Raw genomic sequence first — 15583 nt, forward strand, 5'->3', positions numbered from 1 at the left:
ATGTTATTTGAGAACCTACAATTCATGTAGGTTCCCGTTTCTGTTGTCCCGGTTGACCGCGCTGACCAGCGGCTGCGTGATCTTTTCTCAGCGTTTTGTCCCACCGGTTCCTCGCACGGGTGTGTCCATTTCTTCGGCGCTGCGGGACAAGCGCACCCGGGAGCCAGGTTGACGTGTGGGCGTTGCCGGCAGCGTTGCCAGGGGGTTGGCGGAAGCACTGCGGGTTGGGGGTCCGGCCGCTACCACCGCGAGTTGCGGCGCAAGTGACGGGTCGCCGGCGTCGAGCGGAGTCGCGGTCGGGGTGGGGGCGCGACTCGCCGCGGCTGATGCCCGTCATGTCAGCGCTGATCGCCGGTCTGGAGGCGGCGACTCTTGGGAGGCGGGAGCCTTCGCGCGGGTGACCGCAGCGGGCAGGTGGCGTTCCGGTTATGGGTGGACGTGTGCGTGCGGTGAGTTGAGGGTTCGACCGGCCAGCGTCTCGGCCGGGTGCTGGTTCAGGCTCTCCCGGTTGGCCGGGGCCAGCCGGTCTGGTCGGCGGGACCCAGATCGCGGTTATCCAGGCGTGTCGCCGTGCTCGCTTCTGAGGTGGGCCAGGACGGCCAGGACGCGGCGGTTGGTGTCGTCGGTCTGGGGTAGATGGAGTTTGGCGAAGATGTTGCCGATGTGTTTGCCGACAGCTGGCTCGGATATGACGAGTTGCCGGGCGATTGCCGTGTTGGAGTAGCCCTGGGCGATGAGGGCGAGGACTTCGCGTTCGCGCGTTGACAGCGTGGGTACCGGGTCGCGGCGGTGGCGCATCAGTTGGGCGATGACTTGTGGGTCGATGACGGTTGCGCCGGCGGCCACCCGGCGCAGCGCGTCGACGAAGTCCTCGACGTCGACTACCCGGTCTTTGAGTAAGTAGCCGATGCCGCGACCGTTGCCGGAGTCGAGCAGGTCTGCGGCGTAGCTGTGTTGGACGTACTGGCTGAGTGCGACAATCGGAAGGTTGGGGTTGGCGCGGCGCAGTTGCACGGCGGCGCGCAACCCTTCGTCGGTGTAGCTGGGGGGCATCCGGATATCGGTGATTACCAGGTCGGGGTTGTGCTCGGCTACCGCGGTCTTGAGTGCCTCGGCGTCGCCGACGATGGCCGCGGTGTGCATGCCGAAGCGTTCGAGCAGGCCGGCGAGTCCTTCTCGTAGCAGGGCTCCGTCTTCGGCGATGACTACCCGGATGGGGGCTGGTTGTGGTTGCACGGGAGCTCCACGCGTAGGTGTGTTGGCCCGCCGGTCGGGCTGGACAGCAGCATCCTGCCGCCGGCAACCGCAACCCGGTCGGCCAGCCCGGTCAGTCCGGTGCCTTGGTTCGGGTCAGCGCCGCCGTGGCCGTTGTCGCTGATTTCGACCGTGAGCATGGTGCCGTGCTGGCGTGCGCGTACGGCCGCGCTGGTGGCCCCGCTGTGTTTCGCGATGTTCGTCAGGGCCTCGGCGGCAACGAAGTACGCCGTGTTCTCCGTCTGGTCGGGCAGTCTGCCGGGCAGGTGGGCGTCGACGGTCACCGGGATGGGGCACTGATCGGCGAGTTCGTCAAGGGCTGCGGGCAGACCGAGGTCGGTCAGGATCTGCGGCTGGATGCCGTGGATGAGCTGGCGCAGTTCGGCCATCAGCGCCTTGGCCTGCTCGTGCGCCGTGGCGACGCCGAGGGCGGCGGACGAGTCGGGCGGCAGGTCGAGCCTGGCCAGCCCAAGTCGCAGGGTGAGGCTGACCAGCTTCTGCTGGGCCCCGTCGTGTAGGTCGCGTTCGATCCGGCGGCGCTCGGCCGCGAAGGCGTCCACCAGCCGGATCCGGGAACGCGACACTTCAACGAGTTCGGCGCGCAACTGTTCGGTGGAGCCGTCCAGCAGCAAGGCACGCGCCACCGTGGAGTGTCCTGCGGCAAGCAGCGTCAGCAGGTACGGAATCAGCGGCAGCAGCAGGACGCCAGCGATCACGTACGGCACCGTCTGCACGGGCGTCGCCGCCGTGCCGACGCCGAGCGCTACGGGGCTGCTACCGGGCTGTTGCGCCATTACCAGGAACGGGCTCGCGATGAACATGCCGACCAGCAGCGCGGACAGCAGCGCGGACAGCGACAGGACCGGCGCGACGGTGCCGAGCAGGCAGGCGTAGCCGACCTCGCGCCAGGTGGTCGGGTCGGCGTAGTGAGCTCGCAGCCACGCCACCGGCCCAGGGGACACCAAGGTCCGGTGACCAGCAACGGCCGGGCGGTTGTCCACGATACGCATGCGCCTGCGCTCCAACCCGGCCAGCGGTGGCGCGATCAGCGGCCCGAGTGTGCTGATCAGCGCGGCCCCGAGCAGGATCAGAAACACGATCACGCCGGCCTGCAGGCCGCCCGCGGTCAATCGCGCCAGCAGGACCAGCCAGGGAATCGCCAGCACGGTAAAGGCCGGAACTGCCATGGGGAGCGTGGTGAGCAGGTAGCCCGCCGACCGCCACGGCCAGCTACTGACCAGCAGCCGGCGCCAGGCCAGGGCTTCCAAGGCCGTCTGCGGCTTCCCGGTGCGCACGCTCAATACGGTAACCGGCGCTACGGCTCCAGTCCCTGTGCCTGGCCATACCCGGCAGGTATGCCTGGCCATACCTACGTTTCGGCACCTGGACGTAGTGATGTTCCCCCAACTGGATGGTTGCCTGGACTCGCAGGCAACCCGGACACGGGCCGCGGCGGCGAGAGCCGGTAGTTCGGCCCGTTCCGGCCGATCCGCCGGGCTTGGCGAGTACCACAAGGGAGGCGCATCACATGCTGGAGTTCGTCAATGTGACCAAGGTGTATCCGGGCAGCGTGCGGGGCGTCGACGGCGTGAGTATGCGACTCGGGGCCGGTCTGGTAGGTCTGCTGGGTCCTAACGGTGCGGGCAAGTCATCGCTGATGCGCATCGCCGCCACGGTGACCCGCCCGAGCAGCGGGCAGGTGCGCTTCGACGGTACCGACGTCGTGGCCCACCCCAATCGGCTGCGGCGTGACCTCGGCTACCTGCCGCAGGACTTCGGCGTGTACCCGCACTTGAGCGCGCGGGAGTTCCTGTCCTACCTGGCTGCGGTGAAGGGCATGCCGGCCAGGGCGGCGCGGACCCGGATCGGGCAGTTGCTTGAGCTGTTCGACCTGACCGGTGCCGGCAAGCGCCCGTTGGGCAAGTACTCGGGCGGGATGCTGCGCCGGGTCGGCATCGCCCAGGCTCTGCTGTCCGACCCCCGGGTCCTCATCGTGGACGAGCCGACCGCGGGCCTGGATCCGGAGGAACGGGTGGTATTCCGCAACCTGCTCAGCGACCTGGCCGCCGACCGGGTGGTGGTCCTGTCCACGCACATCGTCTCCGATGTCGAGTCAGTGGCCTCCGACATCGCGATCATGACCGGTGGCCGCCTCCGGCTACGCGGCAGCCCGCAGGACCTGCTGCGACGGGCACAGGGCCGGGTATGGGAGATGCTCGTGGCACCCGATGGGCTCGCCCGGCTACGGGAACGCTATGTGGTCAGCCGAATGGTCCGGACCTCGGCGGGAGTACGGGTACGGCTGCTGGCGCCATCGCCGCCCGGCCCGGACGCGGTAGCGACTGCCCCGGATCTGGAAGACGCCTACCTCACGATCATCCACGAGGCGCCCGGCCCGGCCGTGGAAGGCGCCACGGGAGCCCGGCGATGACGGGCCGGGTCCTGCCCGCGCTGGCGGTGGCGGACTTCCGGGAACGGACCCGGCGCCCCGCCTACCTGGTCACCCTGGCCGCCGCGGTCGTGCTGGGCTACCTGGTGCTCCCCCCGGCCAACTCCCAGTGGGTGATCATGAACGCGGGAGGATACCGAGGCGTCTACAACAGCGCCTACGCCGCCACCGCGACCGCACTTGCCGGAGCGCTGTGGTTGATGCTCGGCGGGTTCTACGTCGTACGCAACGCCATCGCCCACGACCAGCACACCGGCGTCAGCCAGATCCTCGCCGCCACCCCGCTGAGCAGGGCCGGCTATCTCGCAGGCAAGTTCTGCAGCAACCTGATGGTGCTCGCCTCGATGATGGGCGTACTCGCGGTCACTACGGTGGTCCTGCAGTTGGCCCGCGCCGAATCCCGGGCCGTCGACCCAGGTGCGCTGCTGCTCCCGTTCGTGCTGCTCACACTTCCCGTGCTGGCGGTAACCGCAGCCGCGGCGGTGCTGTTCGAGACCATCCCGGTGCTACGGGCCGGCGTGGGCAACATCGCCTGGTTCTCCCTGTGGACGTTCCTCGCGATTGGCGGCGGCGGCGTGCCGCTGGGTGGACTGGGCGCGGTGGCAACCTCGATGCGGGCCGCCATGGCCGCACAGCACCTGCCGGCGGCGGCAGAGTTCAGCGTGGGCTTCACCAAGATCGATCAGCCGTTGCGCACCTTCGCCTGGGACGGGCTGCACCCCTCTGGCGGGTTCGTCACCGGCAGGCTCATCATGCTGCTGGCCGCGGTGAGCCTCACGGTCGTACCGGCGGTGTGGTTTGGCCGGTTCGACCCCGCTCGCACCCGCCCCCGACCTGGGGGCGCACCGGACAGCGACGCGACGCCGGTCCCCGGATCCGCCACAGCGCCTGGCGCGGACCGGACGCCAACGGCACGACGTTCGCTGACCCTGGCGCCTCTACCGGCCCGGACCCGGCCGCGGCTGGTGTTCCGGCGGCTGCTGGCAGGCGAGGTACGCATCCTCGTGCAGGGCACCTCCCGCTGGTGGTGGCTGGTCGTCGCGATACTGAACGCCGCCAGCCTCGTCGTGCCCGCGAACCTGACCCAGCCCACGGGTGCCAGCACCGCGCTGCTGCTATCCGCGGCCTGGTTCTGGCCGGTGCTGATCTGGTCCCGGCTGGGCACCCAGCGCCGCGAGAACGGGGTGGCGGGCCTCCTCGGCGCTTACCCCAACGTCTACCGCCAGCTTGCAGCCGAATGGGCAGCCGGATTGACGCTCACCGTCGCGACCGGGTTGGGTCCCGTGATGCGGATGGCCGCAGCGGCCGACGGCCCACGGATGGCCGCGTGGGCGGCCGGCGCCGTGTTCATCCCCTCGCTCGCCCTCATGCTCGGCATCATCAGCCGTACCCACCGCACGTTCCAGATCGCCTATGTCACCTTGTGGTACGCCACGGTCAACCAGGTCGCCGCCGTCGACTACATGGGCACCGTCCTCGACCACGGCCGTCCGGTTGGGCCGTCGCCGCTGCTCATCGCCGGGGTCGCTCTCGCCATGATCACCACCGCGTTCGCCGTACGGGCCGCGCAACACGCCACCCGGTGACGGCCGAAACACCGAAAACACACTCCGCGAACCGCCGCCAGGACGCCGCCGCTCCCGAACTTCGCGCGCTGGTGGCCCGCGCGGCACACGCCGCAACCGCAACGGAAGGAACCGCACGAATGTCGAGACTCAGGGGCCTCGTCACATACCTCCTGATCAGCTTCGGCGTGACCTGGACAGTCGAGATCACCGCGAGACTGCTGGGTTTCTCGCTCGCCAACGCACTCGTGCAGTTGGCGTCCCTCGGCTGGATCGCGCCCGCCGCCGCAGCGATCATCGTCCGCCGTTGGGTCACCCGGGAGGGTTTCGCGGACGCCGGACTGGCGCTGCGGATACGTACCGCCTGGCGCCACTACCTCGCGGCCTGGCTCGGACCGCTGGCGTTCACCGCGGCCGCCGTCGGGCTCGCCGCACTTCTCGGGCTGTGGCGGCCGACCCTCGCGCCGCTGAACCACGTGATACCCGGGCTGCCGTGGTGGGCGTTCCTGGCCGTGCTGATGCTCGTGGTCCCCCTGCTGGCGCCGCTGTACTGGGGCGAGGAGTTCGGCTGGACCTCCTACCTGCGGCTGCGGATCTTCCCTGGGCGACCACTGGCCGCGACCCTGGCTACCGGCCTGATCTGGGCGATCTGGCACTACCCGCTACCGTTCCTCGGGTACTTCGAATTCGGGAACGTAGCACTGGGCCTGCTGGTCTGGACGGTGTCATTCCTGTGCCAGGAAATCATTCTCACCTGGCTGCGGCTACGCAGCGGCAGCATCTGGACCACCAGCGTCGCCCACGCCGGGAACAACATGACCCTGTCGCTTCTGACCGGCACGTTACTAGGCAGTACATTCGGCGCCACTACCGTCATCGCCGTCGCGACCGCGCCGATGGCGGTGGTGGCCGGCTGGATCCTGCTCAGCGGCCGGTACCAGTCCACGCCACCGCATACGGCAGACCGGGCCGATCGTCTGCAGGTATCAGCACCGAGGCCAGCCTCCCGGCGGTGGTAGCACGTGGCGTAACGGTGCCGCCTCCACCCAACTCAAGTCGGCAGGCTTGCCTCCAGAGACGCCTGAACCGGCCACCATCGCAATCACGCCCGACAGAGCAACAAACAGCAGCAACCAAACCCCGTGCCAGAACCCCGCGGAGACGGCCGCTCGGGATCGTCGAGAACCCACCAACTACACCGAGACACGGGTCGCTGTCCGGTGACAGGCATCTCGGCCCGGCAGTGCGCCCTTGACCTGCACGGGCCTTTTCGGTTGGCAAAAAGGTAGTCGGCGTCGTGCCATCGAAGTTGGCCGCCGGGTGCTTGGGCAGAGTTTTGCCAGTCATTCTGGCCCGGCGGGGTGAGGGTTGAGTTCGGCTGCGGCGAGGGTGATGGCGTCGGGATAGATCGCTGCGTGAATGTAGGCGTCGTGGTCGGTGGGGGTTCCGTAGCGGTGGTTGGCGGTTTGCAGTGTGAGGAGCCGGTGCCTCCAGTGGAGCGGGATGGCTGCTGGTGAGGTTGGCCAGGGAGGGATCGATTTGGCCGCGGCTTGGTAGGTGAGTAGTAGTTGCTGGGGGGTGTGGCGGCGCAGGAGCCGGTTGGCGCGGTGCTGGGCGGTGATGATCTCCGGGCAGGCGGCGAGGTCGAGGTGGGCCTGGCTGGTGTCGCTGAGCCAGATGCCGTGGCGGGTGCAGATCTTGTGGTGGGCGGGCAGGTGAACGGGGACGGGTTGGAGGATGCCGCGGCGGGCGGTGCATCGGTGGCAGGCGGTGGTAGCGCGGACCGGGCCGTGCGTGTCGGTGGTGCCGAAGGCTGGAAGCGCGCGGGCGAGGCCGGCGGGAGTTGTGCTGGTGAGGCGGGCGAGCGCGTGCAGGGCATCGGTGGTTGCGGGGGCGAGCATGTGGTGCTGGGCGCGCTCGTCGGGGTTGTTGGTCTTCGTGGTGAACCAGGTGGGCAGGACGGCGAGGACTTCGCCGATGGTGAGGTGGTTGGCGGCGGCGAGGCGGGTCAGGTAGGAGAGGAGCGCCTCTCCGGTGACGGGTGGGACTCGTCGTGGCAGCACCGGGGTGTGCGTGGGGGCGATCGGGCGGGACACTGAAGTTCCACCCCAGGATCGGACACCGGGGTTTCATGCCGCGAGGGCGGTGGCCTGACGGTAGCAGACGCGGGCCTCGTACGGGGTTCGGTGACTGAGTGTCGAATGTAGACGGTTGCGGTTGTAGTAGGCAAGGTACGCGAACACGGCTCGGCGGGCGTCGGCCCGGGTGGCCCAGACCCGGGTGCCGATCTCGGCTTTCAGGGTCGCGAAGAACGATTCGGCGACGGCGTTGTCATAGCACGAACCCACGCGGCCCATCGACCCTCTCATGTGGAGCGTCCTGAGCGTGGTGCGGAACTCGGTCGAGGTGTACTGGGAGCCGCGGTCGGAGTTAAACCGAAATCGGTTTAACTCGGATTACGCCGAGTTCTGCGTTAAGCCGAGGGATCGTGGGATGGTCGGTGCCGGAAGGGTTGTCGTGTCTGATTCCTCGGCTTAACGACGGCATGTCATCGGAGGCTGTAGAGGGCCTGGAGCCTGTCCTCGGTGAGTGGCTGCGCGGCTGGCGAGTCGATTGCAGGCGTGGCCGCCTCCACGGCTTGTCGCATCATGTCGATGGTGGCGAAGGCGTAGAACGCTGCTGTGGTCGACATGTTCTCGTGGCCGAGGAGCCGCATGATGACGGGCAACGGGATGCCCTGCTGGTAGAGGTCCATGGCCTTGGTCTTGCGCAGTATGTGGCAGTGGATGTTGTTCGGGATCGAGGGGCAGCTCTGCCGTGCGGCTGTGGCAGCGTGCGTGAGCACTGCGGCGACGGTATCGGTCGACAGCGCTGTTGGCTTGCCGTTGTGCAGGCTGTAGAACACCGGCCGGGTCGCGGGAAGCTGCGTCGTGCCTGGGTGGAACTCGGCGAGGTAGGCGCCCAGGTGCTCGATCGTCTTGCCGGTGAGGGGGACGATGCGGGTCTTGTTCCTTTTGCCGGTGAGGACGACGTGTCCGGGCTTGCCCAAGCGGAGGTCCTGCAGTGTCAGGCGGGTGATCTCACCGACGCGGGCCGCGGTGTCGTAGAGCAAGATCAGCAGCATCCGGTTGCGGCGCGATTTCGCGGTGCGGCCGGTGCAGGCGGCGAGGACGGCCCGTGTCGCGGGTTCGGTGAGGTACTCGATCGGTTTCCGCGCGCTGGCTGGCGTGCGTAGCGCCTTGGCTGCCTGACTGAGCGCGACGAGGGTGATGTCCTCGGCGGAGCAGTAGGTCAGGAACGCTTTGACGCTGGTCAGCCGCAACGCGATGGTCCTGGGCGCGTAGTGCTGCTGGTCGGCCATCCAGGCCAGCCAGCTTTTCAGGTGTGGCCGGTCGAAGTGGTCGAAGCCCACGTCGGGGCGGTCGATGTGCTCGTGTTCGGCGAGGTAGTGCAGGAAGCATTCCAGGCTGATCCGGTAGGCCTCGATCGTGTTCGGTGAGCGTCGGGCCACGGTGGGCAGGTAGGTGTGCAGGTAGTCCCGGGCGAAGCGGTAGAAGTCCGGGGCGCCGGTTGCCGGGTCACGTTTCATCGAACCCGACCTCCGGTAGCAACGACTGGCTCGTGGCGGTGAGGTCGGCGTAGGCGTGCAGGAACTCCGGCGAGGTGTGGATGTAGTAGAAGCTCGACTCGATGTCCGCGTGCCCCATGTAGCGGGCCAGGTAGGGAAGCATCGCCATGACGTCCTTGCCTTGGGCCATCCATCGTTCGACGTTGGCGTAGGCGAAGTGGTGGCGGAAGTCGTAGGGCCGGGGCTGCTGACCGCCCACCGGTCGTGGGAGACCGGCCTGGTCCCAGGCACGGTTGAACATCTTCCCGACGGTCGCGGCGGTGACCTGGTTGCCGGCCGCGGAGACGAAGAATGTGCACCGCGTTGGGCCGAAGCGTGCGCGGGTGACCCGGTCGCAGCCGGCCAGGATCTCGGCGACTTCGCCGGTGATAGGTAGGCGTCGGGAGCGGTTGCCTTTGGAAGCCACGATGTCGAGGTGCCGGTCGCGAAGGTGCACGTGTTCGGGGCGCAGCAGGCGGGTTTCCCCGGTCCGCAGCCCGCAGGAGTGCATCAGCGTGAAGAACGCGACCGCCTGCCACCGCCACGGGGAGGCGGCGTTCAGCGTTGCGGCGGCCGCGAAGAACGCCTCGATCTCGTCCCTGGTCAGCAGGTAGGGGTGGGCGGGGACGACTGCGGCCTTCCACCGATCGGACAGGACGTAGGCGTCGCGCTGCCCGTGGGCCTGCAACCAACGGCCGACGTCGCGGATGTAGGACATCCAGGACCGGTACCGCCCTGAGCGGGTCAGCTGCTGGCTGACCCATCCCTCGACCGTGTCGCGGTCGAAGACGGTCCGCTCGTGTGTGGTGCAGTAGACGTCGAACTGCTTCAGGTACCAGATCCGGGAGACGCCGTAGAAGCCCATCTTCTCCTTGAACGCGAGGTAGGCCTCCAGTTGCGGTGCGAAGGCACTGGTGAAGCGGCGGGCGTTCATGACCGCATTCCGACGGGGACGTCGAGGACGCAGTCGAGCAGACGGTCCTCATCGACGCTCAGATACAGGTCAGTCGATTCCGGGCTCGTATGGCCCAGCACGGCCGAGATCGTCGGCAACGGGACCGCCGCGCGCAGCAGCCGCGACGCGGCGTTGTGGCGCAACAGGCGAGTACCGGCCCTCACGTCGGTGACGCCAGCCTTGCCGAACACGGTGGCGATCACCCGGTGGATCGATGCGTGGTCCGACAGCCGCGTATGTGGCGCCACGCAACGCAGGAACACGTGGTCGTCGGGCGAGTCCGGCCGTTGATCCAGAACGTAGTCGGCGAGCCTGCCGACCAGCAGATCGGTCAGCGGCACGGTCAGCGGGTTGTGCGTCTTCTGCTGCACGATGTCGGCGGTCCGTGCGCGCCAGTCGATGTCGGCCAGCCCCAGGTTGATGATGTCGCACGCGCGCAGCCCCGTCGTCATCGCGAGCAGGGTGATCGCGGCGTCCCGCGCGGCGATCGCCGGTGTCGCGCATGCGTGCACGACCAGGCGTTCAACCTCGTCGGAAAGCACCGGCAGGATCGCGTGGGAACGCCTGACCCCGGCCAGCCCGGCCGCGTCGACCAGGTCGTTGCGGCCGGTGAACTTCAAGAACGGCCGGAAGTTCGACAGCACCCAGAACAGCGACGACGTCGCCCACGTGCCTGTCAACGAGTCCAGAAACCCCAGAACGCTGGACCCGTCGGCGCCACCGAGGCAGGCGATCCCGCGCGCCTCCAGAAACACCAGGTAGGCGCGGCATACCCGGCCGTAGGCGTCGCGGGTGGCCAGCGCCAGGTCACGGTCGGCCATGTCGGCGTCCCACGCGGCAGCCAGCGCGGTGAACTCGCGCGAGACCGGTCGTGAGCCACCCCCGCCACGCTTACGGCACGACAACTCCACCCGGCCGGTCAGCATGTAGGCGTCGAACACCCCGATCAGCCGGCTGTAGTCGAAGCTGCGCTGCGCACTGAACCTGCCAGTACGCGGACTGATCGTCATCGACGCGAACGCAGCACCCAGGGCAGGCGAGTAGACGCCACCGCACTCCGCGGCAAAACACGTCAACGCTTTGATCGACTTCCTGTACTGGCCGATCGTCGACTCCATGTAGCCGGCTGCCCGCAACTCCGTGACAACAACCGACCCGATCCCTGTGACCGTCGTATCCATGGCCGTCTCCTCTCCGCAACGCGAATGGACACGACGGACGGTAGCCACCAACCGCAGGATCGTTAAGCCGAGGAATCAGCCAGGGCCACCCGGCCACCACAGGCCATCCCACGATCCTCGGCTTAACGCAGAACTCGGCGTAATCGGAGTGGAAGATGGCCCGTGGCTTGACCAGACCGCGCCGGTGGGCCAGCTCGACCGCGCCGCACACGAGGTCGGCGCGCATGTGCTCGGCCATCGCGTGGCCGACGACCTCGCGGTTGAACAGGTCGATGGTGGTGGCCAGGTAGAGCCAGCCTTCCTGGGTGGGCAGGTAGGTGATGTCGCCGACGAGGCGGTGCCCTGGAGCGGGCGAGGTGAAGTCGCGGCCGATCAGGTCCGGGGCGGGCGCGGCGGTCGTGTCCTGCTTGGTCAGCGACCGCCGTCGGCGGCGGGTGATGCCGACGATGTGGCGTTCCCGCATGATCCGCTCGACGCGCTTACGGTTGACCCGGCGGCCGCGCCGGCGCAGCTCGTCCGTCACACGCGGCGAGCCGTAGGAGCCCTTGTGCTCGCCGTGGATGGTGCGGATCTCGGCAGCGAGGTCGTCCTCGGCCTCAGCACGCTCCTGACGGGCGGGCTGGGCAGCGACCCACTCGTAGTAGCCCTGCCGGCGACCGACCGCCAGAACGCGGCACAGCCGCGTGACGCCGTAGGTGGCGTGGTACTCGGAGATGAACCGGTAGCGGTGGATCATCGACCCATCTCCTTGGCAAAATACTGGGCCGCCTTCCGGAGAATCTCCTTCTCCAGCTCCAGCTCAGCGACCTTCTTCCGCAACCGGCGCAGCTCCTCCCGCTCATCCGGGCTGACCTGCCCGTCGCGCTCGGAGCTGCCCCCGCTGCCCGCGCCGGCCTGCTCAGCCTGCTTGGCGACGTTCACCCAGTTGCGCAGGGTCTCGTGGTTCACGCCGAGCTCTCGGCCGATCTCACGAATCGTCCGGCCGGGCGAGGAGCGGACCAGCTCGACCGCATCCCGGCGGAACTCCTCGGGGTACTTCGATGGACGTGGCACCAGGACATCCTTCCCCAGACCAACTGTCTGGTTTCAGGGTGTCCGGTCCGCGGGTGGAACTTCACACCTCGTCCAGGTCCGGGGCTGTCGCCTGCTGGGTGGGAGATTGTGCGTGGCTGGATGGTGCGAGCCGGCGTTGGGTCAGCTCCCGGTAGAAGGTCGAGCGGCTTGCCTTGAAGCCGAGTTCGGTGACTTCGTTGAACAGGGTGCTGGGCCGTAGGTGGGGATCCTCGGCGAAGCGTTGTCGGCAGTAGCCGGCGAACAGGTCGGTGAGCAGGCTTGGCCGCGGCGCTCTGACTCCGGGTGTCCTGCGCCCGGCCAGGTAGTCGCGGATGGTTGGCTCGCTGTGGCCGAGGTGGGCGGCGATGGCGGGTACTGACCATCCGGCGGCGCCCAGGGTGAGGATTTTCTCGGCGCGGTCTCGGGGCAGCATCGGTGATCACGCGGCGGGTGGGCGCGGGGTCTGCGAGGTGATGTCGGCGTCGACGGTGTCCAGGGACTTCTTGGTGATCTTCTCGGTGCTGTCCAGAACGGCGTTGATGGCGGCGCTGCGGATCAGCCAGAGCAGGCTTCCGATCATGCCGTGGGTGCGTTGGTGCAGGTAGCGATCGAGCTTGGTGAGAGTGTCTGGCCGGTGGTGGTGGAGCCGGAGGCTGTCTTCCAGGGCCGCGATCAGCGCGGTCCACTGTGGATCCTGGCCGAACGGGCCGGTGCGGACCATGCCGAACCGGCCAGCGATCTGTTCCCCACGGGTGCCAGACAGCAGCCCGGTGCGTTCCAGGCTGATCCCGGCATAGCAGAAGGTGGCCGGGATGCGTTCGGAGAAGTACTTCAGAGTGTCGGATGCTTCGGCGCCCGCGCGGGTGGCGGTGTTGAGGTTGTGCAGTTCGTCGACGGCGACCAGGGTGACGTGGGCGTCCAGGCTCACGCCGCAGACCGCGTCGGCGATGTCGGTGATGTTGCTCCGGCGCGACAGCGGGAGGTCGAAGAACCGGGCGAACTCCATAGCGATCATCTTCGGGGTCGCCGCCGGCGGGACGGTGATGTAGACGACCGGGATGTCGCTTGTCGAGTGTGGGTGGCGGCGCCGGTGGATCACTTCGATGGTCTTGCCGAGCTGGGTGAGCGCGGTGGTCTTGCCGGTCCTGGCGGGACCGGACACCATCAGGCCGCACCGCCCGTAGTGAGCGTTCTTGTTCAGCTGGATCAGGCGGCGGCCGGAGGTGATGACCTGGCGGATCGCGGGAGTCTGGACTACCAGCAGTCGAGAGTGGTGGTCGATGCGGTCATCGTCGTAGCAGGCTCGCTTGTCATCGGTCAGGGCGGCCCAGACCGTTTGGGGCAGCAGATCCGGCACTGCGGGCTTCTCCGCGACGAACCCGCGCCAGCCCGCCAGGGTGGTCAGCTGCAGATGCTCGTGATCGCCGGCTGGATCGCCGCCCGGGCCCGGGCGGGCCGCGCGGGTCACCATCGCTTGTCCGCCTCGGCGAACGGGTCGAAGATGGGCATCGGGATCACCTTCGCCAGCGGCGCGTCCTGTTCTGCCTGCCCCGTGGCCGCGTCCGGTTGCGTGGGGTCGCCGGATGCAGGCTGGTCGAGCTTCCCGCTCGGAGCAGCGACTGCCCTGGTGCGGGCGGCGACTCGGCGGTCGCGCTTGCTCATCTTCGGCTTCTGCTGGTCTTGCGGGCCGGCGTTCGCGCGGCGCAGCAGCGCCGCCACGGCGTCGGCGATCTGTTCTTCGGTGGCATCGCGGCCCAGGCTGCGGCGGGCGTGGTCCCAGGCCAGTTCGCCGAACGGAACCGGGGCGCGGTCCAGGTGCTTCCAGAACACGGTGATCCACCCGTCCGGCCCGCGGACGTGGACGCGGGAGACGTCATATGGATCGTGGCGGACCTCCCACAGGTTCTTCTTCTCCCGGACCCCGGACGGCTGCAGCCGCAACGGGTTCAGCTCCGCACTGTCGTAGCTGCGCCGGCTCAGCTTGATGCCGTAGGCGTTGACCGCGCGCCAGGAAGCGGGCAGCAGCTCGATGTAGTCGTCCGGGCCGAGCGCGACAGGCACGTAGCCGGCGGCCTCGATGAGGGCGGCGTACTTCTCGTTCGGGGTGAACGCCCGCCCCGGGTGCTCAGGGTCGCGGAGCCCGTCATGTGGCCGGTTCATCCAGACCGAGACCAGCCATTCATCGAGCAGTTCCTGCAACTCGCTCATGGACCAGAGCGGCTGGTCCTCGACATGCCGGCCGCGGCGGTCCGGGCTGCGCCCGGCATACCCGGACGCGAACTGGCAGAACAGCGAGGCCACCGACCCGAAATACCGTTCGATGTGGCCTTTCTCCGATCCGCTGCCCAGGTGGGTGGGCTGGATCGAGATGCCCAGGTGCCGGCAGGCGGACCGGAACGCGGCGGACACGAACACGCTGCCGTGGTCGATCACGATCGTGTCCGGGACGATCACCGGCCTCGCGGCGGCGTGCTCGAGCCGCGCGTCCACTGAGAGCAGACGCTCGTAGGGAAGGACCGAGTGCGCCATCTTCAACGCCTCCGACCAGCCCGGCCGCACCGGTTCGGGGGTAACGGCGCGGGCCAGCAGCACGCTGGCGTCCACCGACCTCGTCGTGGGCCGCAGCACCGCAGCGGGCACCACCCTCGTAGCGACGTCGATCATGCCGGTCAACTCGACCCGGCCGGGAACCCCGTCGTCCAGCAGCACCAGCACGTCCAGCGGGGTGGAGTCGATCTGCACCACCTCGCCCGGCGCCGCCGCAGGCAGTGACCCGAACATGCCCTCCGGACGACCAGCCAGCGACCGCCGGGTCGACGCCGAACCCGTCACCTGCCGGCCGTGTGACAGCGTGCCGAACAGCCGGTAGAACGTCCGGTCCGACGGCACGGCACCGTCATAGCCGGCCCCGGCGAGGATCTCCCGCGCCCGCCAGATCACGAAGCCCGCCGTCCGGGAAGAAGCCCTGGCCGTCTCGCTGATCGCCTGCTGCATCGCCGCCACGACCCGCTCGTCGGCCCGCCCGGCGGGCCGCATCCGCCGGGCAAGACGACGGTCGACCAGGCCGGGCAGGCCGTGCGCCTCCCACCGCTGGCGGCGGTGCTTGACCGTGCTGGCCGGGACGGGCCGGCCTGCGGCCGACAACTCGGCGGCCTTGGCCTTCTCCCTTTCGGTCAGGCTGGTCCGCTCCGGGTCGTACTGCGGCCTCGGCCGCGTTCCGACGGCCGCGTCCGGCCGCAGCCCGTAGACGACCTCCGCGATGTGCGCCTCCCACCAGGAGGCTTCCTCCACCGCGGCGGCAGGCAGGCCCTCCAGCCCGATCTCCGGTCGCGGCCCCCGCGGCGAAGCCGCTGCCGCGATCTCAAACCGCTGGTCGGTGGCAAGCTCGGCCGCCGTGACCGTGCGCACCGCACCCTCATCATCGGCCAGCCGGACCCGCGTCCCGGACACACTGACGACCACGTTCGGCTTGCCGCCGACCAGGATTCGGTCACCGATACCGACCCGGCGCCGCCGCAC

15 protein-coding genes are annotated in these 15583 nt (G+C 68.7%); 3 read left to right on the plus strand and 12 right to left on the minus strand.

Annotated elements, in window-relative coordinates; genetic code table 11:
* Window positions 1-552 precede the first annotated feature (552 nt).
* Window positions 553-1236, minus strand: coding sequence for a response regulator (locus ACQPXD_RS48760; protein WP_432830752.1), 684 nt, complete (start codon window positions 1234-1236; stop codon window positions 553-555).
* Window positions 1206-2549, minus strand: coding sequence for a sensor histidine kinase (locus ACQPXD_RS48765; RefSeq protein ID WP_432830754.1), 1344 nt, complete (start codon window positions 2547-2549; stop codon window positions 1206-1208). Before ACQPXD_RS48765 ends, ACQPXD_RS48760 begins: the two co-directional genes overlap by 31 nt.
* 233 nt (window positions 2550-2782) lie before the next feature.
* On the opposite strand from ACQPXD_RS48765, the gene ACQPXD_RS48770 reads away from it, so the two are divergent.
* The 3 genes from ACQPXD_RS48770 to ACQPXD_RS48780 all read left to right on the plus strand — a co-directional run bounded on the left by ACQPXD_RS48770 (window position 2783) and on the right by ACQPXD_RS48780 (window position 6287).
* Window positions 2783-3685: an ABC transporter ATP-binding protein gene (locus ACQPXD_RS48770; protein ID WP_432830756.1), complete on the plus strand. Its 903-nt coding sequence runs from the start codon at window positions 2783-2785 to the stop codon at window positions 3683-3685.
* The gene (locus ACQPXD_RS48775) at window positions 3682-5289 is read left to right on the plus strand and encodes a hypothetical protein (protein ID WP_432830758.1); all 1608 of its coding nucleotides are present in this window, start codon (window positions 3682-3684) and stop codon (window positions 5287-5289) included. Before ACQPXD_RS48770 ends, ACQPXD_RS48775 begins: the two co-directional genes overlap by 4 nt.
* A 119-nt stretch (window positions 5290-5408) precedes the next feature.
* Complete coding sequence (locus tag ACQPXD_RS48780) at window positions 5409-6287, plus strand: lysostaphin resistance A-like protein (RefSeq protein ID WP_432830760.1); 879 nt, start codon at window positions 5409-5411, stop codon at window positions 6285-6287.
* A gap of 324 nt (window positions 6288-6611) precedes the next feature.
* On the opposite strand, the gene ACQPXD_RS48785 is transcribed toward ACQPXD_RS48780, so the two are convergent.
* From ACQPXD_RS48785 to ACQPXD_RS48830, 10 genes are all read right to left on the minus strand, one after another.
* Complete coding sequence (locus ACQPXD_RS48785) at window positions 6612-7364, minus strand: TniQ family protein (RefSeq protein WP_432830762.1); 753 nt, start codon at window positions 7362-7364, stop codon at window positions 6612-6614.
* 33 nt (window positions 7365-7397) lie between these two features.
* Window positions 7398-7616, minus strand: a complete 219-nt coding sequence (locus ACQPXD_RS48790; protein WP_432830764.1) for an integrase core domain-containing protein — start codon at window positions 7614-7616, stop codon at window positions 7398-7400.
* 200 nt (window positions 7617-7816) lie between these two features.
* On the minus strand, window positions 7817-8857 hold the full coding sequence (locus tag ACQPXD_RS48795; RefSeq protein ID WP_432830766.1) for a tyrosine-type recombinase/integrase: 1041 nt from the start codon (window positions 8855-8857) through the stop codon (window positions 7817-7819).
* Window positions 8847-9809, minus strand: coding sequence for a tyrosine-type recombinase/integrase (locus tag ACQPXD_RS48800; RefSeq protein ID WP_432830768.1), 963 nt, complete (start codon window positions 9807-9809; stop codon window positions 8847-8849). The genes ACQPXD_RS48795 and ACQPXD_RS48800 overlap by 11 nt, the downstream gene beginning before the upstream one ends.
* On the minus strand, window positions 9806-10840 hold the full coding sequence (locus tag ACQPXD_RS48805; RefSeq protein ID WP_432830770.1) for a tyrosine-type recombinase/integrase: 1035 nt from the start codon (window positions 10838-10840) through the stop codon (window positions 9806-9808). Before ACQPXD_RS48805 ends, ACQPXD_RS48800 begins: the two co-directional genes overlap by 4 nt.
* The gene (locus tag ACQPXD_RS48810; RefSeq protein WP_432830772.1) at window positions 10722-11747 is read right to left on the minus strand and encodes an IS3 family transposase; all 1026 of its coding nucleotides are present in this window, start codon (window positions 11745-11747) and stop codon (window positions 10722-10724) included. Before ACQPXD_RS48810 ends, ACQPXD_RS48805 begins: the two co-directional genes overlap by 119 nt.
* Complete coding sequence (locus tag ACQPXD_RS48815) at window positions 11744-12064, minus strand: transposase (RefSeq protein ID WP_432830774.1); 321 nt, start codon at window positions 12062-12064, stop codon at window positions 11744-11746. The genes ACQPXD_RS48810 and ACQPXD_RS48815 overlap by 4 nt, the downstream gene beginning before the upstream one ends.
* A 61-nt stretch (window positions 12065-12125) precedes the next feature.
* The gene (locus tag ACQPXD_RS48820; RefSeq protein ID WP_432830776.1) at window positions 12126-12497 is read right to left on the minus strand and encodes a hypothetical protein; all 372 of its coding nucleotides are present in this window, start codon (window positions 12495-12497) and stop codon (window positions 12126-12128) included.
* A 6-nt stretch (window positions 12498-12503) separates the two neighbouring features.
* The gene (locus ACQPXD_RS48825) at window positions 12504-13535 is read right to left on the minus strand and encodes a TniB family NTP-binding protein (protein ID WP_432830778.1); all 1032 of its coding nucleotides are present in this window, start codon (window positions 13533-13535) and stop codon (window positions 12504-12506) included.
* Window positions 13529-15583: an integrase gene (locus ACQPXD_RS48830; protein WP_432830780.1), complete on the minus strand. Its 2055-nt coding sequence runs from the start codon at window positions 15581-15583 to the stop codon at window positions 13529-13531. Before ACQPXD_RS48830 ends, ACQPXD_RS48825 begins: the two co-directional genes overlap by 7 nt.

The sequence above is a fragment of the Dactylosporangium sp. CA-092794 genome (assembly GCF_050948465.1).
Taxonomy (GTDB): Bacteria; Actinomycetota; Actinomycetes; order Mycobacteriales; family Micromonosporaceae; genus Dactylosporangium.

What these genes read in the sequence shown, in the direction of transcription:
- ACQPXD_RS48780 (WP_432830760.1), top strand. Translation starts at nt 5,409, where the DNA reads ATGTCGAGACTCAGGGGCCTCGTCACATACCTCCTGATCAGCTTCGGC.
- ACQPXD_RS48770 (WP_432830756.1), top strand. Translation starts at nt 2,783, where the DNA reads ATGCTGGAGTTCGTCAATGTGACCAAGGTGTATCCGGGCAGCGTGCGG.
- ACQPXD_RS48775 (WP_432830758.1), top strand. Translation starts at nt 3,682, where the DNA reads ATGACGGGCCGGGTCCTGCCCGCGCTGGCGGTGGCGGACTTCCGGGAA.
- ACQPXD_RS48805 (WP_432830770.1), bottom strand. Translation starts at nt 10,840, where the DNA reads ATGACGATCAGTCCGCGTACTGGCAGGTTCAGTGCGCAGCGCAGCTTC.
- ACQPXD_RS48810 (WP_432830772.1), bottom strand. Translation starts at nt 11,747, where the DNA reads ATGATCCACCGCTACCGGTTCATCTCCGAGTACCACGCCACCTACGGC.
- ACQPXD_RS48820 (WP_432830776.1), bottom strand. Translation starts at nt 12,497, where the DNA reads ATGCTGCCCCGAGACCGCGCCGAGAAAATCCTCACCCTGGGCGCCGCC.
- ACQPXD_RS48800 (WP_432830768.1), bottom strand. Translation starts at nt 9,809, where the DNA reads ATGAACGCCCGCCGCTTCACCAGTGCCTTCGCACCGCAACTGGAGGCC.
- ACQPXD_RS48795 (WP_432830766.1), bottom strand. Translation starts at nt 8,857, where the DNA reads ATGAAACGTGACCCGGCAACCGGCGCCCCGGACTTCTACCGCTTCGCC.
- ACQPXD_RS48825 (WP_432830778.1), bottom strand. Translation starts at nt 13,535, where the DNA reads ATGGTGACCCGCGCGGCCCGCCCGGGCCCGGGCGGCGATCCAGCCGGC.